Annotated in this window: 14 protein-coding genes; 4 read left to right on the top strand and 10 right to left on the bottom strand. The window is 57.8% G+C overall.

From position 1 onward, the window contains the following. Positions 1–2,758: 2,758 nt before the first annotated feature. From AC0L3A_RS00200 to AC0L3A_RS00170, 7 genes are all read right to left on the bottom strand, one after another. Complete coding sequence (locus AC0L3A_RS00200; RefSeq protein ID WP_473253307.1) at positions 2,759–2,917, bottom strand: hypothetical protein; 159 nt, start codon at positions 2,915–2,917, stop codon at positions 2,759–2,761. A 905-nt stretch (positions 2,918–3,822) separates the two neighbouring features. Further along, positions 3,823–4,110 (bottom strand): DUF7662 domain-containing protein, encoded by a 288-nt coding sequence (locus AC0L3A_RS00195; protein WP_433994716.1) that lies wholly within the window; start codon positions 4,108–4,110, stop codon positions 3,823–3,825. Positions 4,111–4,245: 135 nt separating this feature from the next. After that, positions 4,246–4,542 (bottom strand): hypothetical protein, encoded by a 297-nt coding sequence (locus AC0L3A_RS00190; RefSeq protein WP_473253306.1) that lies wholly within the window; start codon positions 4,540–4,542, stop codon positions 4,246–4,248. 479 nt (positions 4,543–5,021) lie between these two features. Further along, positions 5,022–5,618 carry a DsrE family protein gene (locus AC0L3A_RS00185; RefSeq protein ID WP_007592911.1) on the bottom strand — a complete coding sequence of 199 codons (597 nt, stop codon included), beginning with the start codon at positions 5,616–5,618 and terminating at the stop codon, positions 5,022–5,024. Positions 5,619–5,652: 34 nt separating this feature from the next. After that, a complete protein-coding gene (locus AC0L3A_RS00180) occupies positions 5,653–6,213 on the bottom strand; it encodes a hypothetical protein (protein WP_354171014.1) in 561 nt (186 codons plus the stop codon). After that, positions 6,210–7,229, bottom strand: a complete 1,020-nt coding sequence (locus AC0L3A_RS00175; protein WP_473253305.1) for a TAXI family TRAP transporter solute-binding subunit — start codon at positions 7,227–7,229, stop codon at positions 6,210–6,212. Before AC0L3A_RS00175 ends, AC0L3A_RS00180 begins: the two co-directional genes overlap by 4 nt. A 124-nt stretch (positions 7,230–7,353) precedes the next feature. Continuing rightward, a complete protein-coding gene (locus AC0L3A_RS00170; RefSeq protein WP_473253304.1) occupies positions 7,354–8,811 on the bottom strand; it encodes a coiled-coil domain-containing protein in 1,458 nt (485 codons plus the stop codon). Between the two features lie 3,211 nt (positions 8,812–12,022). On the opposite strand from AC0L3A_RS00170, the gene AC0L3A_RS00165 reads away from it, so the two are divergent. The 3 genes from AC0L3A_RS00165 (at position 12,023) to AC0L3A_RS00155 (ending at position 14,660) form a co-directional block, all read left to right on the top strand. Next, complete coding sequence (locus AC0L3A_RS00165) at positions 12,023–12,268, top strand: hypothetical protein (RefSeq protein ID WP_007592890.1); 246 nt, start codon at positions 12,023–12,025, stop codon at positions 12,266–12,268. 213 nt (positions 12,269–12,481) lie between these two features. Further along, a complete protein-coding gene (locus AC0L3A_RS00160; RefSeq protein ID WP_007592888.1) occupies positions 12,482–13,597 on the top strand; it encodes a hypothetical protein in 1,116 nt (371 codons plus the stop codon). Next, on the top strand, positions 13,584–14,660 hold the full coding sequence (locus AC0L3A_RS00155) for a nucleotidyltransferase family protein (RefSeq protein WP_473253303.1): 1,077 nt from the start codon (positions 13,584–13,586) through the stop codon (positions 14,658–14,660). The genes AC0L3A_RS00160 and AC0L3A_RS00155 overlap by 14 nt, the downstream gene beginning before the upstream one ends. A gap of 70 nt (positions 14,661–14,730) precedes the next feature. Here AC0L3A_RS00155 and AC0L3A_RS00150 read toward each other — a convergent pair whose 3' ends face one another. After that, complete coding sequence (locus AC0L3A_RS00150; protein WP_007592884.1) at positions 14,731–15,114, bottom strand: H-NS histone family protein; 384 nt, start codon at positions 15,112–15,114, stop codon at positions 14,731–14,733. Positions 15,115–15,825: 711 nt separating this feature from the next. Between AC0L3A_RS00150 and AC0L3A_RS00145 the strand changes: the two genes are divergently transcribed. Beyond that, positions 15,826–16,194: an H-NS histone family protein gene (locus AC0L3A_RS00145; RefSeq protein WP_085383536.1), complete on the top strand. Its 369-nt coding sequence runs from the start codon at positions 15,826–15,828 to the stop codon at positions 16,192–16,194. A gap of 67 nt (positions 16,195–16,261) precedes the next feature. On the opposite strand, the gene AC0L3A_RS00140 is transcribed toward AC0L3A_RS00145, so the two are convergent. Both AC0L3A_RS00140 and AC0L3A_RS00135 read right to left on the bottom strand, forming a co-directional pair. After that, on the bottom strand, positions 16,262–17,731 hold the full coding sequence (locus tag AC0L3A_RS00140; RefSeq protein ID WP_085383518.1) for an exopolysaccharide biosynthesis polyprenyl glycosylphosphotransferase: 1,470 nt from the start codon (positions 17,729–17,731) through the stop codon (positions 16,262–16,264). Positions 17,732–17,840: 109 nt separating this feature from the next. Continuing rightward, positions 17,841–19,847 (bottom strand): hypothetical protein, encoded by a 2,007-nt coding sequence (locus AC0L3A_RS00135; RefSeq protein ID WP_035993004.1) that lies wholly within the window; start codon positions 19,845–19,847, stop codon positions 17,841–17,843. Positions 19,848–19,901: the final 54 nt, after the last annotated feature.

Here is a 19,901-nt window from a genome sequence, read left to right as displayed (position 1 = left end):
TGGACTGGAGCGAGAGTTCAGTATTTTCAGTTGGTTAGAAGGCGGCGTGTGCACGACGTGTGCACCGGGAGATCAAAAAAAATACATTGACGGCAAGCGTGGGCGATCACGCCTTGAGGCAATTTGACGTCTGCAGAAGCTAGCGCGCCTGGCGCTTCCGATTTTCACAGTGGGTGAATCCACCAGCGAAGTTTCTCAGAGCAGCTGACCCTTAATCAGCGGGTCCCAGGTTCGAGCCCTTGGTGCTCCCACCATCCTTAAGAAATTGGCCGCAGGGGCTCTTTTAAACTCCTCGGCAGACCAAGCCGGGTCTCGTACGACGCTTTTAATGGTCGTACGTCGCACGCCGTGCGACGAGGCGGACAATTAGGACCGAAGCCCGTCCACTACTGTAACACGAGCCCTACCGGTCTGCGTTCAGCTCTTCATGCCTTCCTTCCGCACCTGCAATTCAAGCCTGTCGATGCCGGAATCGGCGCGAGTCGCATTGCGGGCGCGGTAGTGCCTCACGATGGTCTGCGCACTTCGGTTTGAATACCCAGTGATGTCGCAGATCGTCAGCAAGTCTCAGCCTGCCCGATCGGGCAGCATGACGCAGTGATCACGTAAGTCCTGGTCCTGCTTTTGGTCGAGTTCGCCGGCTCCGTGACGAACATCAGCGTGCGGCAAGGCTTCAGACGCCATGCTGCCTCATCGCTATCACTGTCGCGTGCGGCCTGCGCACCCAGCTAGTCCGTTAATGCACGCTTGCGCCCATCGACCGCTCGAGCGCGTTGTCGCGCGCGAGAAAGCCGAAGATTGCAACGGCCCGGGCGGTAGACACCTAAATGCGAAATGTGCAGCACCTTGCTCAAGCCTCACCGCGGGAGGACAGTGAAGTTCACTCCCTTCAGGGCAGTCGAGCTGCACAGTCTCTACCTCGTTCACTAACGCAGGTTAGATCGGGTTCCAGTCAGTCCTCGGGGGTCTGCTCCCCCGCGGCTCGCCGTCGCTGCGCTCGAGTGCTCGGAGGCGACCGCAATGCAGGTACAGCCGAGGCGCTTCGCTCCGCCTCTTTGACTTTAAGCCGGAGATCTTCCAGCTCTGACAGTTGACAAACGAGGTCGTTCAACCGTTGGACAAGAAGGATCGAGCGATAACCCTGCATCAACGCCCTCCTGAGTCTGCAGCTATCCAGACAGCAAAAGGACCCAGCCTCGGGGCGGGTGAAGCTGGGGCTGTTGAGCTGCCTTGGCGAAGGCAGGCGCCCCTTGGGGAGGGGCCGGGAAAACTTGGCAATCGACAAGTCGTTCCAAGCCGAACAAAAATGAGCTCCAGGCCCGCGGGGCAACGGGGAAAGCTGGGGCCGACCGCATTACCCACCTGGGGATGGACGTTGGGAAAATTTGGTAACCGGCGAGCCGTTCCGACCGCCGTGCCCCCGAAAATGTTTGTCGTCCTTGCCGTTGGGGCTGCCATCGCCGTCGCCGTTACCTCACGGCTCGCTTCTTCGTCGCCTCCATGAGCACGTGCGCCGGGGAGTGGTCGATCGATAAGCAGTGTCGACCGATCGAAAGCGCAGCCGGACGACTATAAATGAGGTTGAAATTATATCTTTAATCTAGTTTAATATCGAAAATTAAATCGAGCTGGTATTTTCGGGATTTCGGAATCATGCCTCAGTCTCCGTCCATCGTGCCCCATCCATATCCACGTGACGTCTATATTGTGCTTGAGGATTTCGGAGGTGGGCTCGGACGTGCCTGGAGCGAAACCTCCGAAGAGGACGCTAGTCGAGCGACGCTGATGCGCCAAATAATGGAAGGCCAATACAAGCATCCTGCTCGGATCGTAGTCTTCAACACGGTAGAGGGCTGGTCCCGTGATGTAACTGTAGAGATTGCAGATGAACTGCGCCGCTGCTTTGTCGAGTTCGATGACATTGCCCCAGCCGCGTTGGAATTCATCGAGAGAGTTGGAAGGAGTTGATTGTGGTGCCCACCGTACCCTAGTTTGCGCCAGTCTCACCAGCTTATCAGAGATGAGGATGATGCGACAGCACGAACGAACAAGCTACCGCGGCGAGGCGTGAGGCGACAGCTTGGTGCGGTATTAGGCCATCCCGTTGTTATGTCTGGTTGTGTTGGGAGCTGCCATGTCGATGAACTTCCGCAGCCGTGCGCCTCAGCTGACTGCCGGCAAGCAGATATCGTCATACGATTGAAAGAGGCGGAGCATCGATCGATGGTCGAACGCAGCTTTCTGGCCGTCGCGGACCGGGTCCAATATTGGCACGTGACCGACCTCGACGCCGCTGAGCCCTGCGATGCCTGCCGCACCTGGAGGCAATGATCGCGAACCTGATCGCTATGTCGCGAACGGACGACCCGCGGTCCTAAATGTTTGCTGGTGAGCTCGAGGCAGTAACAGTCGGAGCCGCCGGGCAGCCTTCACTCATTCGCGATTCGTCAAGATCAATGTTCATCCTCGCCAGGATGTAACCGAAGGCGAGCCCAAGGCATTCACTTCTTCGACCTCGCTCTCCATCCGTATTCCTCATGCGGAATCGTTGCGGTGATCTCGACGTCATTGCCGGCCGAAACGCGCCAGGCTGCCACCCCGAAGCACAAGGTCAGCGTCAGGGCGAGGGCAAGCAGAAGCATAGAGACGAAATGGCTCACGCGCGTGTATCCGTAAATCTGAAACCAGTTGAGAGCGTGCACAGAGGCCCGATTCGGAAAATGCAGACGATCTGACCCATCGGCCGTTTTCCCCATCCTTACACGGGGCCAAAAGCGCTCACGATCCCGATCGTGATCGGCACGAGTGCGACCACCACCCACAGAGCGGGCGAGCTGGAGGACAGGCCGACGATCAGTATCAAAACACCGATACCTACGAGGGCCGCTGAGATTGCGTAGGCGACTGCCTTTTCCATCTGTCGATCCACGAACAATAAGGGATCGGTCGCGCAAGCACGACTCGAGGCAAATCGAAACGTTCCCGTCTCGATTTAATTTGGTCTCAAAATTTCATTTAATTCTGTTTCAGTGGCTTAATTTCGCCAAATTACAACGCGCTTTCTGCGCGTCGGGGCAGGGCTATTAACCCGGAGTCCTGCATGTTCAATCGAGTAGTCGTAGCTTTATTGCTCGCTTTTGCGACATCCATTTCTTCTGAAGCACGCCCCTTGCGCGCCGCTTCGCCACCTGAATGCAACGTGATTATGCCATGCGACTTTTCATCTTCGCTGGTGCAGGCGCAGAGATACACGAGACCGGCACCGCGCCTGCGGCGAGGTGCCGTTGCTAGTCTACGGATGTCTGTGGCCAGCTCAGGGGCCTTAAGTAGTGAGATCGTCAGCGGTCGTCCGGCCGGTTGCCCTCGATCGTTCTGCGGATGTGGTGCGGCGATCCGAGTGTTTGGTCGGGTAGTACCGGAACTGAACCTCGCAGCCAATTGGCTGCGCTTTCCCCGCACCTCGCCAGCACCGGGAATGGTTGCCGCGCGACGTGGACACGTCTTCGTCCTTGAACAGCACATCGCCGGTGACATCTGGAAGGCGTACGATGCCAACTCAGGTGGGCACGCAACGCGAATTCACCCGCGCTCCCTGCGAGGGTACACCATCGTCAACCCTCATGCGGCCTAGGGCCATCGCGCAGCGTTCCCATTAGATTTTTCTCGCCACGTTCCGGAGCAGCCGGCTCGCGGCTTCCGCTCAAAAAGAGGGCCGCAGCAGTTTTCGCTGCGGCCCTGAAGTTGCAACTTGATTCTGCGCCAGCTTGTTCTCGCAGTTGGTCCCGAACACCGAAGTTGATAGGTCCGCCATCATGGGAAGCTTCAATGCAGCCAGGGCGTTCCATGACGATCATTGGTGTTCACATCAGAACGATAGAATTCGACGATGCGGTGCTTCATTGAGACCCGGACACGATAACCAGCGGATATCCACGCTCTCGCTTGAGGACCTGCTCTCTTCAGTGTGCTCCACCACGCAGTGAAGGTGTAGGCCGATCTCGGCAGAGGCTTCCCCAAGATCGCTTCAATTTCTGAAAAGGTCAGGCGGAGACTTTGACCGTTCTCCGTTCGCAGCCTTTCATGCAATGGCTGGTAAATCGACCTCGGCATGCGAGCACTATATCGACAAAATGGGCCGGCCGCCCGGCATTGGAATAGCAGTCTGGTGCATATAGAGCGCGGAGGCAAAAGGCATTATCATTCAGGTCTGCAAGACCTCGCGGAGCCTGACGCAGCGACGCCTCTTTAGTGTTCCCTTAGCTCTAGGTCTCTCAGCAGCACGTGGAGAAAGTCGCTGGCGTGGTCATAGCATTTACGACCATTCACGATCTCGCGGGTGCGCGGCTCCAGTGTGCTGGCGATGGCTTCCGCGCCGGGTAGATCAGCCTGGTGCGACCACTGCTGTAGCAGCCGATCAGGAATGTTTTGAGCGGATCCAAACAGCTTCAGCACACAATAATCGCCATCGTGCTTGTGATCAGCTTTCGCATAAAAAGCGAATAACCCTCGAAAGGTATTACGGGAAACGGCAGGTTTTGCCATTTAACATTCCCCAACGTAAAATCGACTCGCTTTAAGTCTAGAAATCTGACGCGTTAGCAAAATAAAATCCAGTGGAATTTAATCGCTTGCCTTCGAAAAAGAGGTCATCAGAACTGACGTAAATCGAAGCACCATACGTCACAGTTCGCGCCGTCCTGCGTCTCCGATACCCTATGCTGCTACGGGACAATCGACCTTAGCAGGCGGCCGAGTAGGATGGGCGGGCCGGGGGCTGCCCCGCAAAATTGCTACCAGACCTCGCAAGTGACTGAGACGACCGATGTTCGCTCAACCCTCTCCCGAAGTCGCTCTCGTAATCAGACAGTCGGTCTGGCGCTGCCCGGTGAATAGCGCGCGATAGATCTGTCCCCGATCGAGGCCAGTTCAATTTGCATCGGCTGCGGCGACCCACTCGATCGGGGTGTCGCGACCGCAGGCCGGCACCTAGCCGCTCGATAGGGCATTGTCTGGTCGCCATTTCATGGCTTGACGTAGGTCCATCCCTGCTCCTGCAACTGCATCACCCTAACGACGCCCGACCTCACCACTTGCGCTTGGGCAACGATCGGAATGTCTTTATTTTCGGCCTTTTGCATTTTCTCTTGCGTGTTTCCACAGGCTTTGAATGATACTTCCGGCGTGCTCAGAGCCATTTCCTCGATTCGTGCTTTCACCGGCGACGTGTCATCGCGGAGCATATGGAGGCCGGGGCCGAAGGTAATCACCTCAACTTTCACCCCTTCACCAACCTCCTTGTAGTATTGCGCGACGTTGAGTGCATTGTTCAATGCAAGATTCATTGACGCGGAGTCGCTTGTGTTGACCTGAAGGATTAAGCGGTGCTCTTTCTTGGCAGCAGACGATGGCACGATGCGCGCCAGCTCAAATTGTTTTGGCGTCGCGGCCCGCGCCGATGAATTCGCGTGTGTTCTTGCCACGCCATGTGTTGAGGCTGCAGGCAAACTAGGCTGTGCCGGGAGCAGGCGAGTCTCCTGTGCCGCGGAACTAGACAGCCCGACCAGGAGCGAGATGATTGTCGCGATCATCGCTGTGATAATCTTCGGAAATTTGGGCATTATGTTGTTTCTCCAAGCAAGCTGAGGTTCATGATCAATTGTTGGGCTTCGCGATCGCGCGTGGCCATTTGCATGTTGTCGCCAATTTTGCACGCACGCTCTCGATACCATCGAGAGCGAACACTGCACCGGCGCCGGCCCCCGTCCGGCGTGACACATGCACAGAAAGTTCGCTGTGGCCGGGGATCGATTGCAACAGGCGAACGACATCGCTTTCAAGTGCGACACCGCGCGCCGCCGTGATTGTCGAGACCTGAAAAGGTGGATCATCATTGATGCGCAGGGAGACGGTGTAATCCTCGCGGCGGCCCGATAGGCCGGCTCCATCAAGCAACACTTCGGTCAGGCCGCCGCGACACCGTATCGACAGGCTCATTGCTGCGTCGGAACTGCCCCCTTGAGATGGTAGTGTAGCCTTGATGATCGATGAATAATCAACCGGCGAGGTGGTCTCGCTGACGATCCACGCCCCGGCTCCATTTGCGGGCCGATCAGAGACGCGAACCGGCGCCATAGGGTCTTCGGCGCCTCGGGCCCGAGCGAGGTCATTTGCGATCGCGAGCGTCACGACGAGAGCGATCAGGGTGAACGTCATTGTGCCGCCTGGCTCGAACGCGGCAGACGATCGAGCCAGGCCTGCGCCGCGGGAAAGCGCGTCAGGCCAGGGACCGTCGCCGCCAAGTTGATCGACTTCCATTTCGGATCGAAACCGGGCTCCTGCAGCTTGTCGATCCGCGAGAACAGGCGGTCGACAAAGCGCGCCACACGATGAAAGCGATTGGATTTGATCGGCCAATTGAAAGCGACCAGCACGGTTGGAACGGCAATAGTCGTCACGCGTTCCCCCTGCCTGATCAAGTTCGGGTAATCAGCTGCGTCCAGCCAAGATGGCAGATAATAATCTTCGAACTTGCTCTCGTAGGGGACCGGCAAGAACTTGAAGCCGGCCTCCCAGCGACCACGTATGAATGCATCCACCGGCTTCGAGGTTATGAAAACGACGGCGGCCAGCTCACCCCTGCGCATTTGTTCCATCGCAACCTGATGGGGGATGAATGCCTTATCGACCTCGATCCCAAGCCGGCTGAAAATCAGCGGGCCCGAATAAGCTGCGGCGGTACCTTGGGTGTTGAAATTGACCTTCTTTCCGACCAGATCACTCAAGCTCTGAATTTCGGGCCTGACGAATACGTGCAGTTCAGATGGAAACAGGTTGAGCACATAGGTGATCCGTCGCTGGATGTCCGGCACTTGGCTCTTGTACTCGTCAAGTGCGTCGGAATTGATGATTGCTGCATCAATGCCCCGCAAATACAGCAGCGAATTGACGTTTTCGGTTGCGCCACGGGTCACGATGGGCAGCACGTGGAGGTCCGTTCCATCATCGGCCACTCGCGCCATTTCCGCCGCAAGCCGAATGGGAGCTCCTTCCAGCAGACCTCCGGCAATTCCAACCGTCCAATCGTTCATGGCCGCAATTTCCGTCCTTGCATGATCCGCACGCGCCCGCGGAGTCTGCTGGGCCATTGCCGGGCAACAGCCCATGATCAGAAGCGGAGCGGCTATCACGATGAGGAGAAACCAAGAGCGTATTCCAACCAGCTGCTTCATCGATCCGGCTCCCCTAGGAACGTCTATTCTGTTTTGTCCGCTGCGCTCTTCACTTCGACATGTAAGTTTAAATTCGATCTGACTAGTCGATACAGCGCACGACCATTTGTCTGAACCGATGCTGCTAACGACCAAGTGCGTCGAACCGCTCCCTTGCCTCCTTGACCCCTCCGGCTGCTGCTCTGGCGTAAAGCTCTCGCGCCTTGGACGTGTCGCCGCGCGTTCCGCTCGCGCCCCATTTGGCAAGCAGGCTCGGATCATACGTTTCGGCGAGCGCGAAACTTGCCGGTGCGCTCCCTAATTCAGCAGCACGCTCCAGGACAACTCGTGCCGCGCCAATGTCGCCTTGTCGAAGCAATCCGGTTGCGCGAGCGATCAATCGCACGAGCGCGGCTGCGTTTTCGTTCCCGAGAACCGGGGATGGCGCCTTCGGCTCAGCTGCTGTGACCACGAGCTCTCGCGCGAATTGCGCGGGCGGCGCCTGCGGCGATCCCAGCAGCAGTGTTCGGAGCAGTTCCCTTGTTGGCGAATTGCCGGCTCCGCCTTCACCCGACACCCGGGCGGGTAGCCACGGTCCGACATTCGGGCGTGTTGCGGTAAGTTCTTGCTCATCTCGGTCGGATTGGTTGCATTCTCGCCGGAGCTGCTTTTTCAACTGTTCGGCTCGATCATCGTTTGCCGCGGCTTGCGCTTCATACGCGAACAGCTTGGAACGCGCCAACGAGAGCTCTTGCGCCAGCGCATCTGCTCTTTCGTGCTCTTCCCTCAATGAGAGCTTCAGTTTGGCCGAGGTATTCTCCGCCGTTCGGTTGGCCTGCGCCGTCTCTTCGATTGCCTTCGCGATCTGCTGGGATCGGTTGTCGAGCTCGATTCGCGTCGTCGCGAGCGTCTCCTCCAGCTGTTTGGTACGATCGTGCTCCTGTCGGAGGCTTGCCTGTACCTGAGCCCCCGCTGCCTCTTTTGCACTGATCTCTGCGGCTTGTCTGGTTACCTCTGCCGACTGGGTCTCCAGGTCGTGATGAGCGGCTGTCAGATTCTGCTCCAGCCGGTTTGCCCGACCTTTCTCCCGCTCGACAGCTTGTTGCAGCTCTCCCGGATCACTCTGTGCCCGGCGTTCGGGTTCGTGACCTTCGGTGCCGATTTCGCGGCTTAGCCGTGCCTGCACTTCGAAATCGTTGCGCGTGTTGACAAGTTCCCGTTCCAGACGCTCCGTGTGCAAGCGCTCCTCCCGGAGCGATTTCTGCAGCTTATTGGTTTCATTCTCGGTGGCCTCCGCAATGCTGGTCCATTGCTCGCGTGCATGCTGCAACAGCCCCAGCACGGTATCCTGCTCCCGTCGGCATGTTCGAAGGTCAGCAGCAAGGGCCTGTATCTTCTCCTGTTCTGCGGCGAGCACTTGCCGCGATCGCTCGGTATTGCTGATTGTGGCTTGTGCGAACTTCAGGGGTGTCGTGTCGGCAGATGGTTTCAGCCGCGCCGTGCGCCACCCGTCCGAGCCGGTCGTGCCGCGCAAGTGCGTCGCCATGACATGGGCGTCGCTCGCCGGCTGATTTGGCTGCTGCGCGAGAACGGGTATGGTCAATACCGATATTACCGTCAGGACAGTCGGTGCAACCCAGGCCGACCTTGTTGCGCAGGTGCGCGCACAGCACCGAACACAATCCGAGACAATCCACACGTCTGTGCGGCGAACGGGCGATCCAAGGCCCGACCCTGCCTGCATCGGCGCTTGTGCCCACATCCGCGACATTAATGCGTCAATCCGCTTCCCAATTGCAATTTATCCATAGGCAAAAATAAACCATATTATATTTTATTCAATGATTTATATCGCTAATTAAAGTTTCGGCCGATGCGGCCGGTCGCTTGAGAAGGAGATCGTCCAATGCTCCACCGAATCCCTTCGTTGATCATTGCGATTATCATGAGCGTATCTGTGCTGGCCCTGGCCCAAGCAGGTGGCGCAGTGGCGGGCTCCGCGGGTGCCGGCACTGGGACGGGCACGGGCAGCGCCAACACTGGTGGGTCAGCTCCGTCCGGCATGGGTACAAATGCGAGCAGCGCCAACCCTGGTCCATCGGCGCCTCCAGGAATGGGGACACGAGACGTTGGTGCCGGTGCAAACCTGGACCGCACCAGTCAAACCAACAGCCCGGACGTTCAACCCGCCACGTCGAAGTCGCGGGCGGCGGCGCAGGCCAAAAGAAATGCCGGCGCTGGCCATGCTCAAAATGGTCTGCCGATCGGAGCTATTGGCACCGGCACGAGCAACGAGGAGCAGATGATCGTTGGACCGTCACCTAACCGGAAAATACCGGCAGCGAAGGTCGACGGTGATATCGCCGGAATAGTTGGTAGGGGCTCCAGCCTTTCGGACCAGGTGAGCCGGCCGCGCGCCTCACGAGCTGGGGAAAAGGTGCTGGACGCCAAAGCGCAAGTCCAACGGCGAACGACAGTTTCGCATAAGCGCATTCCCGACCCAGAAAACAGAACTCGGTAGTCTGAGCGGCCCGAGCCGGGCAGCGAGCGCGCTTTGGCGTCCCTGCTCCGGTCTGCGCGCCGCCAGACAAAGGCGCCGGCAGGGCTTGGTTCTCCATGGGGCGCCTTGAAGAGGACTGACGCCCGGCACACGGCCGAGCGGGATTCGGGCTAAGCGAGAGCATTCACGCGGTTATGCGAGCGCTCGATTCCGCGGCATTCGGATCATGTCCGATCGGTCGGAGCGAGGAGCCAGCCGTGCATTGTTCGAAATGCTCGCGAAGCATGTCATTAGCCAAATGCTCCCAGAACTCAGCTTCGGCGAGAAGCTTCCAGCTTCGATCAGGATGATGCGCAGAAGTCTGTCGGCACAGCGACGCCATCGCGCGCAAGCGGCGTACGGTCTCCATCCACTCCTCCCATTGGTTTTCTCTGACCTTATTTCCTGTTTTGCGTCTTATTAATTATGATTATATCAGATAACTAAATTTGCCTCCCATGGCGCAACTACCGAAATGATTTGACGCGAACAACTTTCGCTTTGCTTTCAAATTGTCTTTCAGATGAAGCGCTGCTTCATAAACCTAAAAACAGATAAAAAGCCGGGGCTTAAACAACTCAGGTGCGAGACATGATCCGCAGCATGCCGCTCGTGGATGATCTCGGTCAGAGCCGGAAAGGGACGCCGGATCAAGCGCAGCACTTTTCCTGGCACAGAGCCTTCACTCGCATCGGCCTGCCTTGAAACTCCGCTGCGCGCACGCCTCATTGAGGAGCGATCGGGCGGCTTGGAGCTGTGCCAAAGGGTTATCAGAGGCTTCAGGGTCGATCCGTGAGACGATCGTCTTCGAGTTCGCTGAAATTACGCGCGCCGCTCGCCATCATTGAATCCGCGTGCGGCAACTCGTCCCAAACCGGGGCCTACGCATCCGTGACGCCGGCCCTAATCTCGCTCTTTCTCCGAGGCTTCGCCCTTCCGCCCTTCGCACTTGCTCTCGTAGCCTCTGCAATTGGGCAAGCAGGCTAACGAGCTCCATCGCCGTTTGACGCAGAACAGCCAAGCGGCCGCAAACCCCACTACTCACTACAATACCCCCAAACAGGCCCTTGCAGGATCAGCGATCGGAAGCGTTAGTTTGCGCCGACCTGCCGGTGTGACGCTTAACTTACGGTTCATGAGGGCGTCAGTTCGCTTTACGACGATAGGCCAAAATATTTCGCATCCCTCCAGTAAGCCCTCGCATAATTGAGCGCATCCAGTCCGTACCAAGACTAGTTCCCAGCCGGTGCGGCAGCCATGCCGCAACAGGTCAACTCCGCACACGCGGCGTCAAATGAGGCGGTCGGCCCAAATTCGTGTAATGCTAGTCAGTTCGGCTCCGCGTCTGTACCGAAGCCCGCTACGCATCAGCACAGCGGCGCTTCCTCGAATATCTCCCTGGGCCGCACGACCGGCTCATCGACCCAGGCCTCGCGAGCGAACCAGTTGTGATTGGCGCGACAGACTGGGCAACGAGTATTGCCATAAAACACAACGCTCCGCAGGAAAGCCTCACGCTCCGACCTAATACCAGTAGGAATCGCGCGACCGGTTTGCGGACATTTGACCATGATCATTCCCATGCGAGCCTCCCGAGGAATTTATTATTCGTTGTGGAACGAAAGAGAACCGGCCGGCTGGAGTGCGTCGTCATCTCAGTGTGGGTTACTTGGGGGGCATCGCACACTGGGAGTGCTTGTTCGAGCAGGGCGGGTTGCTCGTGACAACGTTTTTCCAACCGGCCGGATCGCTGCTTGAGCGATTCCTTGGACGCCGCCACTCTTTGGCTCGGCAGCGCGGGCGTTGATTATTCGTCTCTCGAAAGCTCCTGGGGCGCCGCTGAAAATGGGCCAATCTGAGCGGGTGGGAGTTTTGCGCGTGCTATGCCGCTCGCGACGAAGACGATCATGTCGCCCGTGATGGGCAAATTGGCTAATTCGATCACCGGTTTCACTCCACTCTCGTCAGCGAAATATTCGTTGTTAGAATTTAATCCTGCAAATTAAGCCTTGCGCTGTCGGTCTGGTTTGCGACTCTCGTCAAGTTTTATTTTTTGCTGTCCTGCACGCAGGAGGCCAAGATCATCGCGGCGATTTCTGCGACGCTGTTCTTGGTCGGCTGTTTTCGACGCAGGACCCGCTTCTTGGTATTTGAATGGTTGCATCCGGTTCAAACATGAAATAAATAGTGATTATATTGAGATCATATAAATCTCGTTGTTAATTGTTGTCAATGACGTAAGCTGTTTTCGTCATTTTTTTGGTCGGAGGAGACGATGCGGGAATCAGTCCAGAAGAAGCGCAACTCCACCTCGGCTGCGAAGCAGTTGGCTCAAATGCGCGAGAAACTAGCGAGCATCAGCGAGAGGGAGCGCGTTCTACGAGAGCGGAGTGCTGCTCGCGAAGTTTACCGCTATCTGCTGGACTCTCACCGGTTGACCGCGCCGGCGACCTTTCTCGGAGGACAAGTGTTGAATATTTCTCCATCTGGGGTGAACGAGGGTGGTCAGCTGGCGGCGTGACCCGGGGCCGTATGGTCATTCGAAACGAATCCCAGTCAGGCGATGTGCATCCGCACTGAAGGTGGATTTGCGCCGCTGTAGCACGGCGATCAAACCGAATTTCCTCGGCAACTGCAGCTCGTTTGAACGCGCCGCGGACAGGACATTGCAGGATGTTGTCGCCACCGCGTCGACACGGCGCCGAAACAGATATCGTTCCTATCGGGCATAGCCATGCTGGAAAAAACATCGGCAGAGATGGTGTTGAGACCCGCCGCGGGTGCAGTCTTCGCGCTGGTGGACGGTCGATCAGTGCTTTTCAGCGAGACAAGGCAGAAGCTCTATGAGTTGGATCAGCTAGGGGCATTCATTTGGTGCAAGTTGGCACAAGGCGCTTCTTTGGAAGACGTCCATCAGGAGCTTGGGCAGCTAGGCATTGGCGAGCGCGCAGCGCGCGAGTTCACGTGGCAGGCGATGAACGTCTGGATCGATCGGGGGGTGCTCGATCTCGACTGGCGAAGGTCGGCCGATTGTGCCTTCTCAACTGTTCTTGGTCAGCGCAGGATCAGCGTCCGGGCTGCAAATCGGGACCTCTTACAACAGTTGAGTTCGCTATTTTGTGTTACGGACGACAGCGGCGAGGAGGAGGATATTGCGATCGAGACAATGATGCTCGGCGATCGGGTATTTTTCCGCGGGAATGACGCGAGCATCCAAAGATGTGAAGCCGCAGCTCTGGCCCCAACAATCAAAGCTCACATCACCGAGCGACTTATCCGAAGCAATCAGTGGGCTTTCGCGCTCCACGCCGCTTCTCTTGTAAAGTGCGGCATGGGCTTGCTGCTGTGCGGCCAACCGGGAGCCGGCAAGTCGACTCTTGCACTAGAACTGGTCGACGCTGGATTTCAGTATGCTGGCGATGACGTTGCGCTAATTGGGGCTGACGGAACGATCTGCGGCATCCCATTTGCCCTCACCCTCAAGCAGGGATCGTGGCGGTTGCTATCCCGACTGTATGGCGATTGGAACGACGTGACGCACCGCCGGTCCGATGGCGCCGAAGTGCGGTATTTGCCGATTCCGGATGCGCACAATGGGAGCCTCTCTGCCAACTGGATCATCTTTCTGAACCGGGTTGCAAGCGGCCCCGTCGAGCTGACCCCCCTGGATCAACTTGATTCGATCAAGCGGCTCATTGAGGGCGCTTTTGCCGCAGACGGGAAGCTGTCGCAGCCCGGCTTTTTCGCTTTGAAGCGGATTGTTGCGGGCGCGCGATCGTTCCAACTTATCTATTCGGAATCGGCACAGGCTCGACAGCTGCTGATGGACTTGTGCAATGACAAGGCATAGTGCGGCACTGACAAGCCTATGCAACTGCTTGCGAGGCTTGCCGCCCGTCGAAGTGGAGTGGACCTCCGTCATCGGGCTCGCAAACCAGACGTTGACGACGCCTGCGCTCATTGACTTCGTCGATCAATTTGCATCGGTGTTGCCAGAGGACGTGTGCACCTATATCCGCCAGATCCATCGCCGAAACGTGCTGCGCAACGATCGGCTGGCCGGTCAATTGGAAGAGGCCGTCATTGCGATGAATGGCCAGGGAGTTACGCCGGTGTTGCTCAAGGGTGCGGCAACGCTAGCCACAGCACCTGTCGAGCGGCGGGGAGTTCGGCTGATGTGTGATCTGGATATTATGGTCATGCCGGACGAAGCTGAAAGGGCGGTCGCCGCTCTGGGCGCAATTGGCTATGAAATTCACGATCAAGCGCGCCCTGAAAGCCGGAGGTGGTATGTCGAGCTAAGTCGACCGCGGGATGTCGGAACCATCGATCTGCAGCGGGCCGCTCCAGGCCCCGCCTACCTCTATGCTGGCTCGGGACATGCCCTGGACCATTGCGTCCCCGCGCTGCTGGGGCGCGGACGCGTGTACGTCCCGACGCCCACTTATCGAGCGCTGATGTTGATCATCCACGATCAGTTCCAAGACTACGGCTACTGGCTTGGCGAACTCGATCTCCGGCATCTGGTCGGGTTGCGCGACTTGAACGATTCTGAAGGGCTGGACTGGCAGGAACTTGCCTCTCATGTCTCGGGCGAATTGATGAAAAACGCGGTCGAAGCCCAACTGCTCGCCCTTGCTGCGCTGCTTGGGGTCGAGATCCCGCGCTCAATGCGCACTCGGCTGATTCCTCGTCTGCAGTTCATGCGACAATTAATGCAAGCGCGCTTTCCGGCCACACGTGTGCCGTTCCTCGCAATGACCGTCCTGGACCTCAGAAACTACCGGCGGGAGGCGACCTCTGGCTGCACGCAAACCGGCATGCGCCGGCCTGGATTGTGGTCCGTGCCAAGAACGGACACCTTGAAGTTCCTGTTGAGGGCCGCCACCGCCGTTCGTGTCGGAAAGGTGTAAAGCCAGCAACGCTCGCACGCCTTCAAGGCCAAACAATTTTAGCAAACGACATGTCGGCAGTTGCGCGGAGTTAATGCCCTTGTCCACCGGCATTCCGATCGGACGACTCGTCGTTTTCGCGAATCCTGAACTCTTCGAGCGTGTGGCCCGATTGGAGCGCGGCAACTAGCCAGCGCGGCTGTTTGCCACGCCCCGACCAAGTCTCCGTCGGGCGGAGTGGATTGAAGTATTTTGGCACGACTTTCGGGTATTTGCGGCGCGGCGGCTCGCTCGGTCCAGCGTTGGCGGCCCGGCGTTCAGCTTCACCGAATTGATCCGGCTGGTTGAGTTGCGCAAGACGTTTTTCGAGTTCTCGCTTCTCGACTGTGATCTTTTCGGCAAGTATCTTTGTCAGCTCTTCGTGAAGGAGCCAGAGTTCCTCAAAGTCCATGGCTTCGAGATCTTGCCGACGCATAGCATTCTCGTCACCGTTTGACTGACGCCTGATCCATCTGTCATCCTCAGCTTACGAGCACATCATTGCCCGAACGCCCAAATCAACGATGGACCAAAGCCAGTGCTTCAAATCGACGCTACAGTAAATAAATAGTATATTATTTAATAATTATTACTAGGGTTATTTTATTAAATGGGGGTAGGCAGATCAACGACTTGCTGCAAAGCAAGAAAGGGGAGTCTCTCAATCGAGTTCCTCTCGGCGGCACAGTCGGAGCATCCTTCCCCGGCTGGCCCCTCGGACATTCGGGACCTGAAGCTCAAATCGAGTTCAGGCGGTTTGGGCTGAGGGACATTGAGTTCGTTGGCGCTCGTGCATATCCGAAGGCTGCAATATCGAGATTGCCCAGAACAAAGGACAGCCTACGCCGGCCATATTCATCGAGAATATTGCGTCGCGGATGACTTGTACCGGCGCTCGATGTGATCCCATCATATCAGTTCGCTTGAATGGTTCCACGGCTGCCCGCTGGACGTGTGAATTTACCCGCTCAGCAATTAGATTATGCGGATAGCCCATTGTTTCGGCTTGATTGATTGCTGCGACGCAGTTATCTGGGAATGCGGATTAAGTGCGGTTCCATACATTTTGTTGGGTAAATCTAGTTCACCATCTTGATTAATGTCGATGCGGGGCATATTAAGTTTGGCGCAACTATAGGGTGCGAGCATGCCAGCTAAGAAACTCGAATTAGAATCAATGTCCCTTGACGATCTCTGGTCGCTTCATGAGGAAATTAGCGGGATCTTATCGGACCGAATTAAGGCAGAAAAGCACGAACTGGAGAAGCGCTTGGCGGTTCTCGGGGGCGGGGTGGCTGTTTTGGCGGACTCAAGCGGACCGGGCGTGTCTCCGACTGCCAAGGCGAGACGCAAATATCCGCGTGTGCTGCCGAAATACCGGAACCCCCAGACCTCCGAGACCTGGTCGGGGCGCGGCAAGCGGCCGCGGTGGTTGGTTGCTGCCATGAAGTCTGGCCGGAGAATTGAGGACTTTCGCATAGGGGATGCAAGTCCGAAGCTTCGTCAGCGCGCGTAACCTGATCTGCACTGTTCGACGGGGTGGTTGGGGTTAAATGGCCGCCGCAGTGCCGTGATCCTGTGGCCTAATAGGCGTTGCGTCCCCGCAGCACTTCGAGGGGAGTTCGCAGCAGGATTACGAGATCAAGCCGAAGGCTCCAGTTGTCGATGTACCAGAGATCGTATTGTACGCGTGTTTCGACCGTGATGGCTGTGGGGGTTGGACCGCGGCAGCCATGGACTTGGGCCCATCCGGTCAATCCTGGCCTGACCCTACGGCGTAGGGCGTAGTTCCGCACGAGCTTGTCAAATTCTCCGTCATGAGCCAAGGCATGAGGACGCGGACCGACCAGCGACATGCTGCCGTCGAGCACATTTAACAGCTGTGGCAGTTCATCGAAGCTTGTCCGTCGCAGCCATTTGCCGACGCGGGTCACCCGTCGGTCGAGGCGACGGGCCTGAAGGATCGCGGGCCCGTCCTCGAGCACATGCATCGTCCGGAATTTGCGGATCAGGAAGATCCGGCCATTAAAACCACAGCGTTGCTGTCGAAAGAATATGGGGCCGGGCGAGTCCAGCTTGATTGCAAGTGCGGCCAGCACAAGCAGCGGGGCAAGTATCGTCAAGGCGAGCGCGGCGCCGAAAAGATCAATGATTCGTTTGGTCGCACAGTCCAGCTGCGTAAGCGGCCCACGCTGGAGTTCAACACAAACCGTACTTCCAAGGCTTCGCGTGGGGTGTCGAAGCAATTCGGATGTCGTACCGACCGGCACGAACACAACCGGTAGCGGCAAGACCCGCAAGTCGGCAACGAAGGCCCGAAGTTCAGGCCATCGTTCCGGGTTCGCTTCCACAACCACCTGGTCGAGCTCGGAGCTGCGAATGTAGTCAATCACGCGAGCCGTGAGCCGCCTTCGACAGGCAGGACCGAAGCCGATTGGGGGCAAGCTGAACCGGCCTCGGACACAATAACCATGCATCGCCAGCGTTTCAGGCAGTCCGGCGTTTTTCGATGGCGGCTGGTCGCTGACCAGAACAATGTTTGTGCTGGCGAATTTTCTGCCGCTCAGGCCCTTCCCGAGAAGCGCTCTCACTCCCCACCGCTCGGCCATAAGCAAGCCCAGGCCCAGGACAGCGAAAAGTGTGCCCGCTTGGTGAGAAGAGCCCGAACCAATTGCAAAACCGTACCCGGCCCATATCAAGAACAACAATGACGCCCATGCAATCCAGACGGCGCGCATCTGACTTCGCAGGACGAGGAGCTCGGCTGGCCGATAAAGGCCGTGCGTCTTCAAGAGGCAAACGAGACATGTTGCGCTGACTAGGGCCAGGCCAAGTGCGTTGCTTAAGTCGCCTGCAGCCCATCCACTCTGAGCTTGGCTCAGCCACGTCGAAACGACGCTCGCAAAAACAACGGTCGCAATATCCGCACAGAGCGCCACGTATTCGATCGAGTCGTAACGGAGAGGCCATTTGTGCTGGCGGGATACTATCGGCCCGGGACTGACACGATCCGTAACTTCCCGGTCGGGGAAATGTCGGTTCACGAAATTCATTGTCGGGACACCCGCGAGTTAATATTTAATATATTATTAATTAATCCGATTTATCAAGAGAAAAATCCTGGTTTCCGCCATTTAAATATGTCGCACTGCTCAGAGGATCCTATCGAGATCCCTGTCGCGAATTCCGCGCGCGCATGTTGTCGAGGTAGGTCGGATCGAGCTCCGAAATTAAGTTCTCGAGATAGATCTTCCCCTCGGCCGAGGCTGACCGGTACGCGGCCAGAAGCGCTGGTCTGATAGCAGGTCGGCGCGTAACGACGAGGCTGACGTCCCGCTTGATCAAGTCCCGAAATTCAAGCTCGCGTACCACAGCATCTGTAGCGAGCGCGACGGACAGCCTTAATGGAAGCAGATCCAGATCGTTCGGCGCAGTATAGTACGACATCTTAAGCATGGCTGCCGTCTGGATCGAATTCTGTTTCGGCGCCGCCGCGAGCATGAGCCAAATGTCGCCGCGGAGCGGCGACGAGCGCAGCGCGCGGGCAAACGCATTCGACGCTGCCGGAAGTTCCGTTTTTTGCTCGTCCGCGGCGAGAGCCGGATCTCCACGGGATCGTGATTCCCCTCGGATCCAAAGGTCTTCATGCGCTGCCGCAGCCGAAACTGGTTTCGAGATCCCGTTTGGCCATGCTGCTGCGGCCGAAACAGCTGCCGACAAAGAAGACTGACCTCCGAGATACCGGCCAGGGAGGACCATCCATATCGTCTGTATGATCAGCGCTATTCCAAGCACCGCCAGAGCAGCGCGCGGCCATGGGATGGCAAACGCTGGCGCGAGCCTTGGACGAGACGCCGGAGCTGGACCGGCCATCCAGTCCGAAGCCCCTTTCGATTCCAAGGATATGGCCTCACGGCCCGCACCGGAGACGCTTTGACCGAACGCCAGCCCAAAAAGCGCAGCGACCAAAAGCGATGCGCCCAAACCCAGAATTCCATGGTCGGCAAAGGCCAGGATCGTCAGTGCAATCGAAGCACCGGCGCCCAAGGCGGGGTACACGTAGTCGTAAGCTCGTGACAGAGAACGCCTGATCAGAATACAAGCGCCGAGCATCGCTATTACTACAAGGCCGCAAAGGAACGCCCAGCCCATGTCTATAACCATTGCGGCGGCAGCCGTTGGCCTTTCTCGCGGGGCGCCGATTCCAATGTCCCGATAAAGCGGCAAAAGGACCGTCGAAGCGCCGGCACCGGATCCCGCCGGCCTGACCTCCTGTAGCATCCGTTCTGTCGCGATCTGACTGCTCGTTGACAAGGCGATCGTCACATCGGTGTTCGTCCTAAACGGAATAACCGTTACGCTGGCAATAAAGAATATTGCGGCGGTTGCGAAAACGCCAGCGGTGCCCCACAAGCCCAAGAACCACCTGCGAATAACGAAAACCGAGAGCAAGATTGCTGATCCGAGGAGGGCGGCGACGACGGCGGTGGAGTTGGTCCGAATGAGCAGCGCGGCCAAGCAGACAATCATTGCGATGGTCGCGGCGGACAGTGCAAGGAACGGAACTGGCGCAACTGTTCCTGGCCGACTGTGCCGCGCTATTTGATCGGCCGCGCGTATTGCCGTGGCGCAGGAGAGCAAGACGCCGAGCACTGCGACGGTTGCGCCATCGGGCCCGGCGACACCGGCAGTTTCCTTGCCGAACCACATGGCCGTGGCAATCGTGGCTATCGACAGTAGTATATGCAGGACTTGCGCTGCGCGATATCGGTCAAGCGTGATGACCGCAGTGACGAGGGCCGCGGCGAGCACAGCGCAATACTGCGCCAGCGAGCGCATAGTCGCCCCCATATCGAGTGTGATTTTTTCGGCGAGGGGCTCGCTTAAAGCCGCCGAAGCAGTTGCCCAGATGGGATTTCCGAGCGTGTCCATAGGCATCGGCACCACCTGTAACGCCATCCAAAGGGCCGGAGCCGCGAGCACAACGACGGGACCAGTCCGGAGCAGCTTGGTGAGCCCGAGGGAGGCGGGCGATGGAAAGAGCGCTACAATCAGCGCGGCTGTTGCTAGTATGAATGATGCCAATCCCAAGCTTTGCAGGCTTTCCGGCATTGCGAGCGCCGCGGTGATCGCCACAAACTCGGCTAACAGGACAAGCCAGATAATCATGTAAACACCATGGTGTGGTGCGGCCACTCCGGTGGCCGGAGAACGTGCAGGCCG

The organism is Bradyrhizobium sp. MI1.3, assembly GCF_055811695.1.
The sequence above is the reverse complement of the archived record's forward strand: the minus strand, read 5'-3'. Positions and strand labels throughout refer to the sequence as shown.

Bases quoted from the DNA above. Each gene is read 5' to 3' on its own strand.
- AC0L3A_RS00180 (WP_354171014.1), bottom strand. From the start codon at position 6,213: ATGACGTTCACCCTGATCGCTCTCGTCGTGACGCTCGCGATCGCAAAT.
- AC0L3A_RS00140 (WP_085383518.1), bottom strand. From the start codon at position 17,731: ATGAATTTCGTGAACCGACATTTCCCCGACCGGGAAGTTACGGATCGT.
- AC0L3A_RS00145 (WP_085383536.1), top strand. From the start codon at position 15,826: ATGCCAGCTAAGAAACTCGAATTAGAATCAATGTCCCTTGACGATCTC.
- AC0L3A_RS00175 (WP_473253305.1), bottom strand. From the start codon at position 7,229: ATGAAGCAGCTGGTTGGAATACGCTCTTGGTTTCTCCTCATCGTGATA.
- AC0L3A_RS00160 (WP_007592888.1), top strand. From the start codon at position 12,482: ATGCTGGAAAAAACATCGGCAGAGATGGTGTTGAGACCCGCCGCGGGT.
- AC0L3A_RS00185 (WP_007592911.1), bottom strand. From the start codon at position 5,618: ATGCCCAAATTTCCGAAGATTATCACAGCGATGATCGCGACAATCATC.
- AC0L3A_RS00135 (WP_035993004.1), bottom strand. From the start codon at position 19,847: ATGATTATCTGGCTTGTCCTGTTAGCCGAGTTTGTGGCGATCACCGCG.
- AC0L3A_RS00200 (WP_473253307.1), bottom strand. From the start codon at position 2,917: ATGGAAAAGGCAGTCGCCTACGCAATCTCAGCGGCCCTCGTAGGTATC.
- AC0L3A_RS00195 (WP_433994716.1), bottom strand. From the start codon at position 4,110: ATGCCGAGGTCGATTTACCAGCCATTGCATGAAAGGCTGCGAACGGAG.
- AC0L3A_RS00165 (WP_007592890.1), top strand. From the start codon at position 12,023: ATGCGGGAATCAGTCCAGAAGAAGCGCAACTCCACCTCGGCTGCGAAG.
- AC0L3A_RS00150 (WP_007592884.1), bottom strand. From the start codon at position 15,114: ATGCGTCGGCAAGATCTCGAAGCCATGGACTTTGAGGAACTCTGGCTC.
- AC0L3A_RS00155 (WP_473253303.1), top strand. From the start codon at position 13,584: ATGACAAGGCATAGTGCGGCACTGACAAGCCTATGCAACTGCTTGCGA.
- AC0L3A_RS00190 (WP_473253306.1), bottom strand. From the start codon at position 4,542: ATGGCAAAACCTGCCGTTTCCCGTAATACCTTTCGAGGGTTATTCGCT.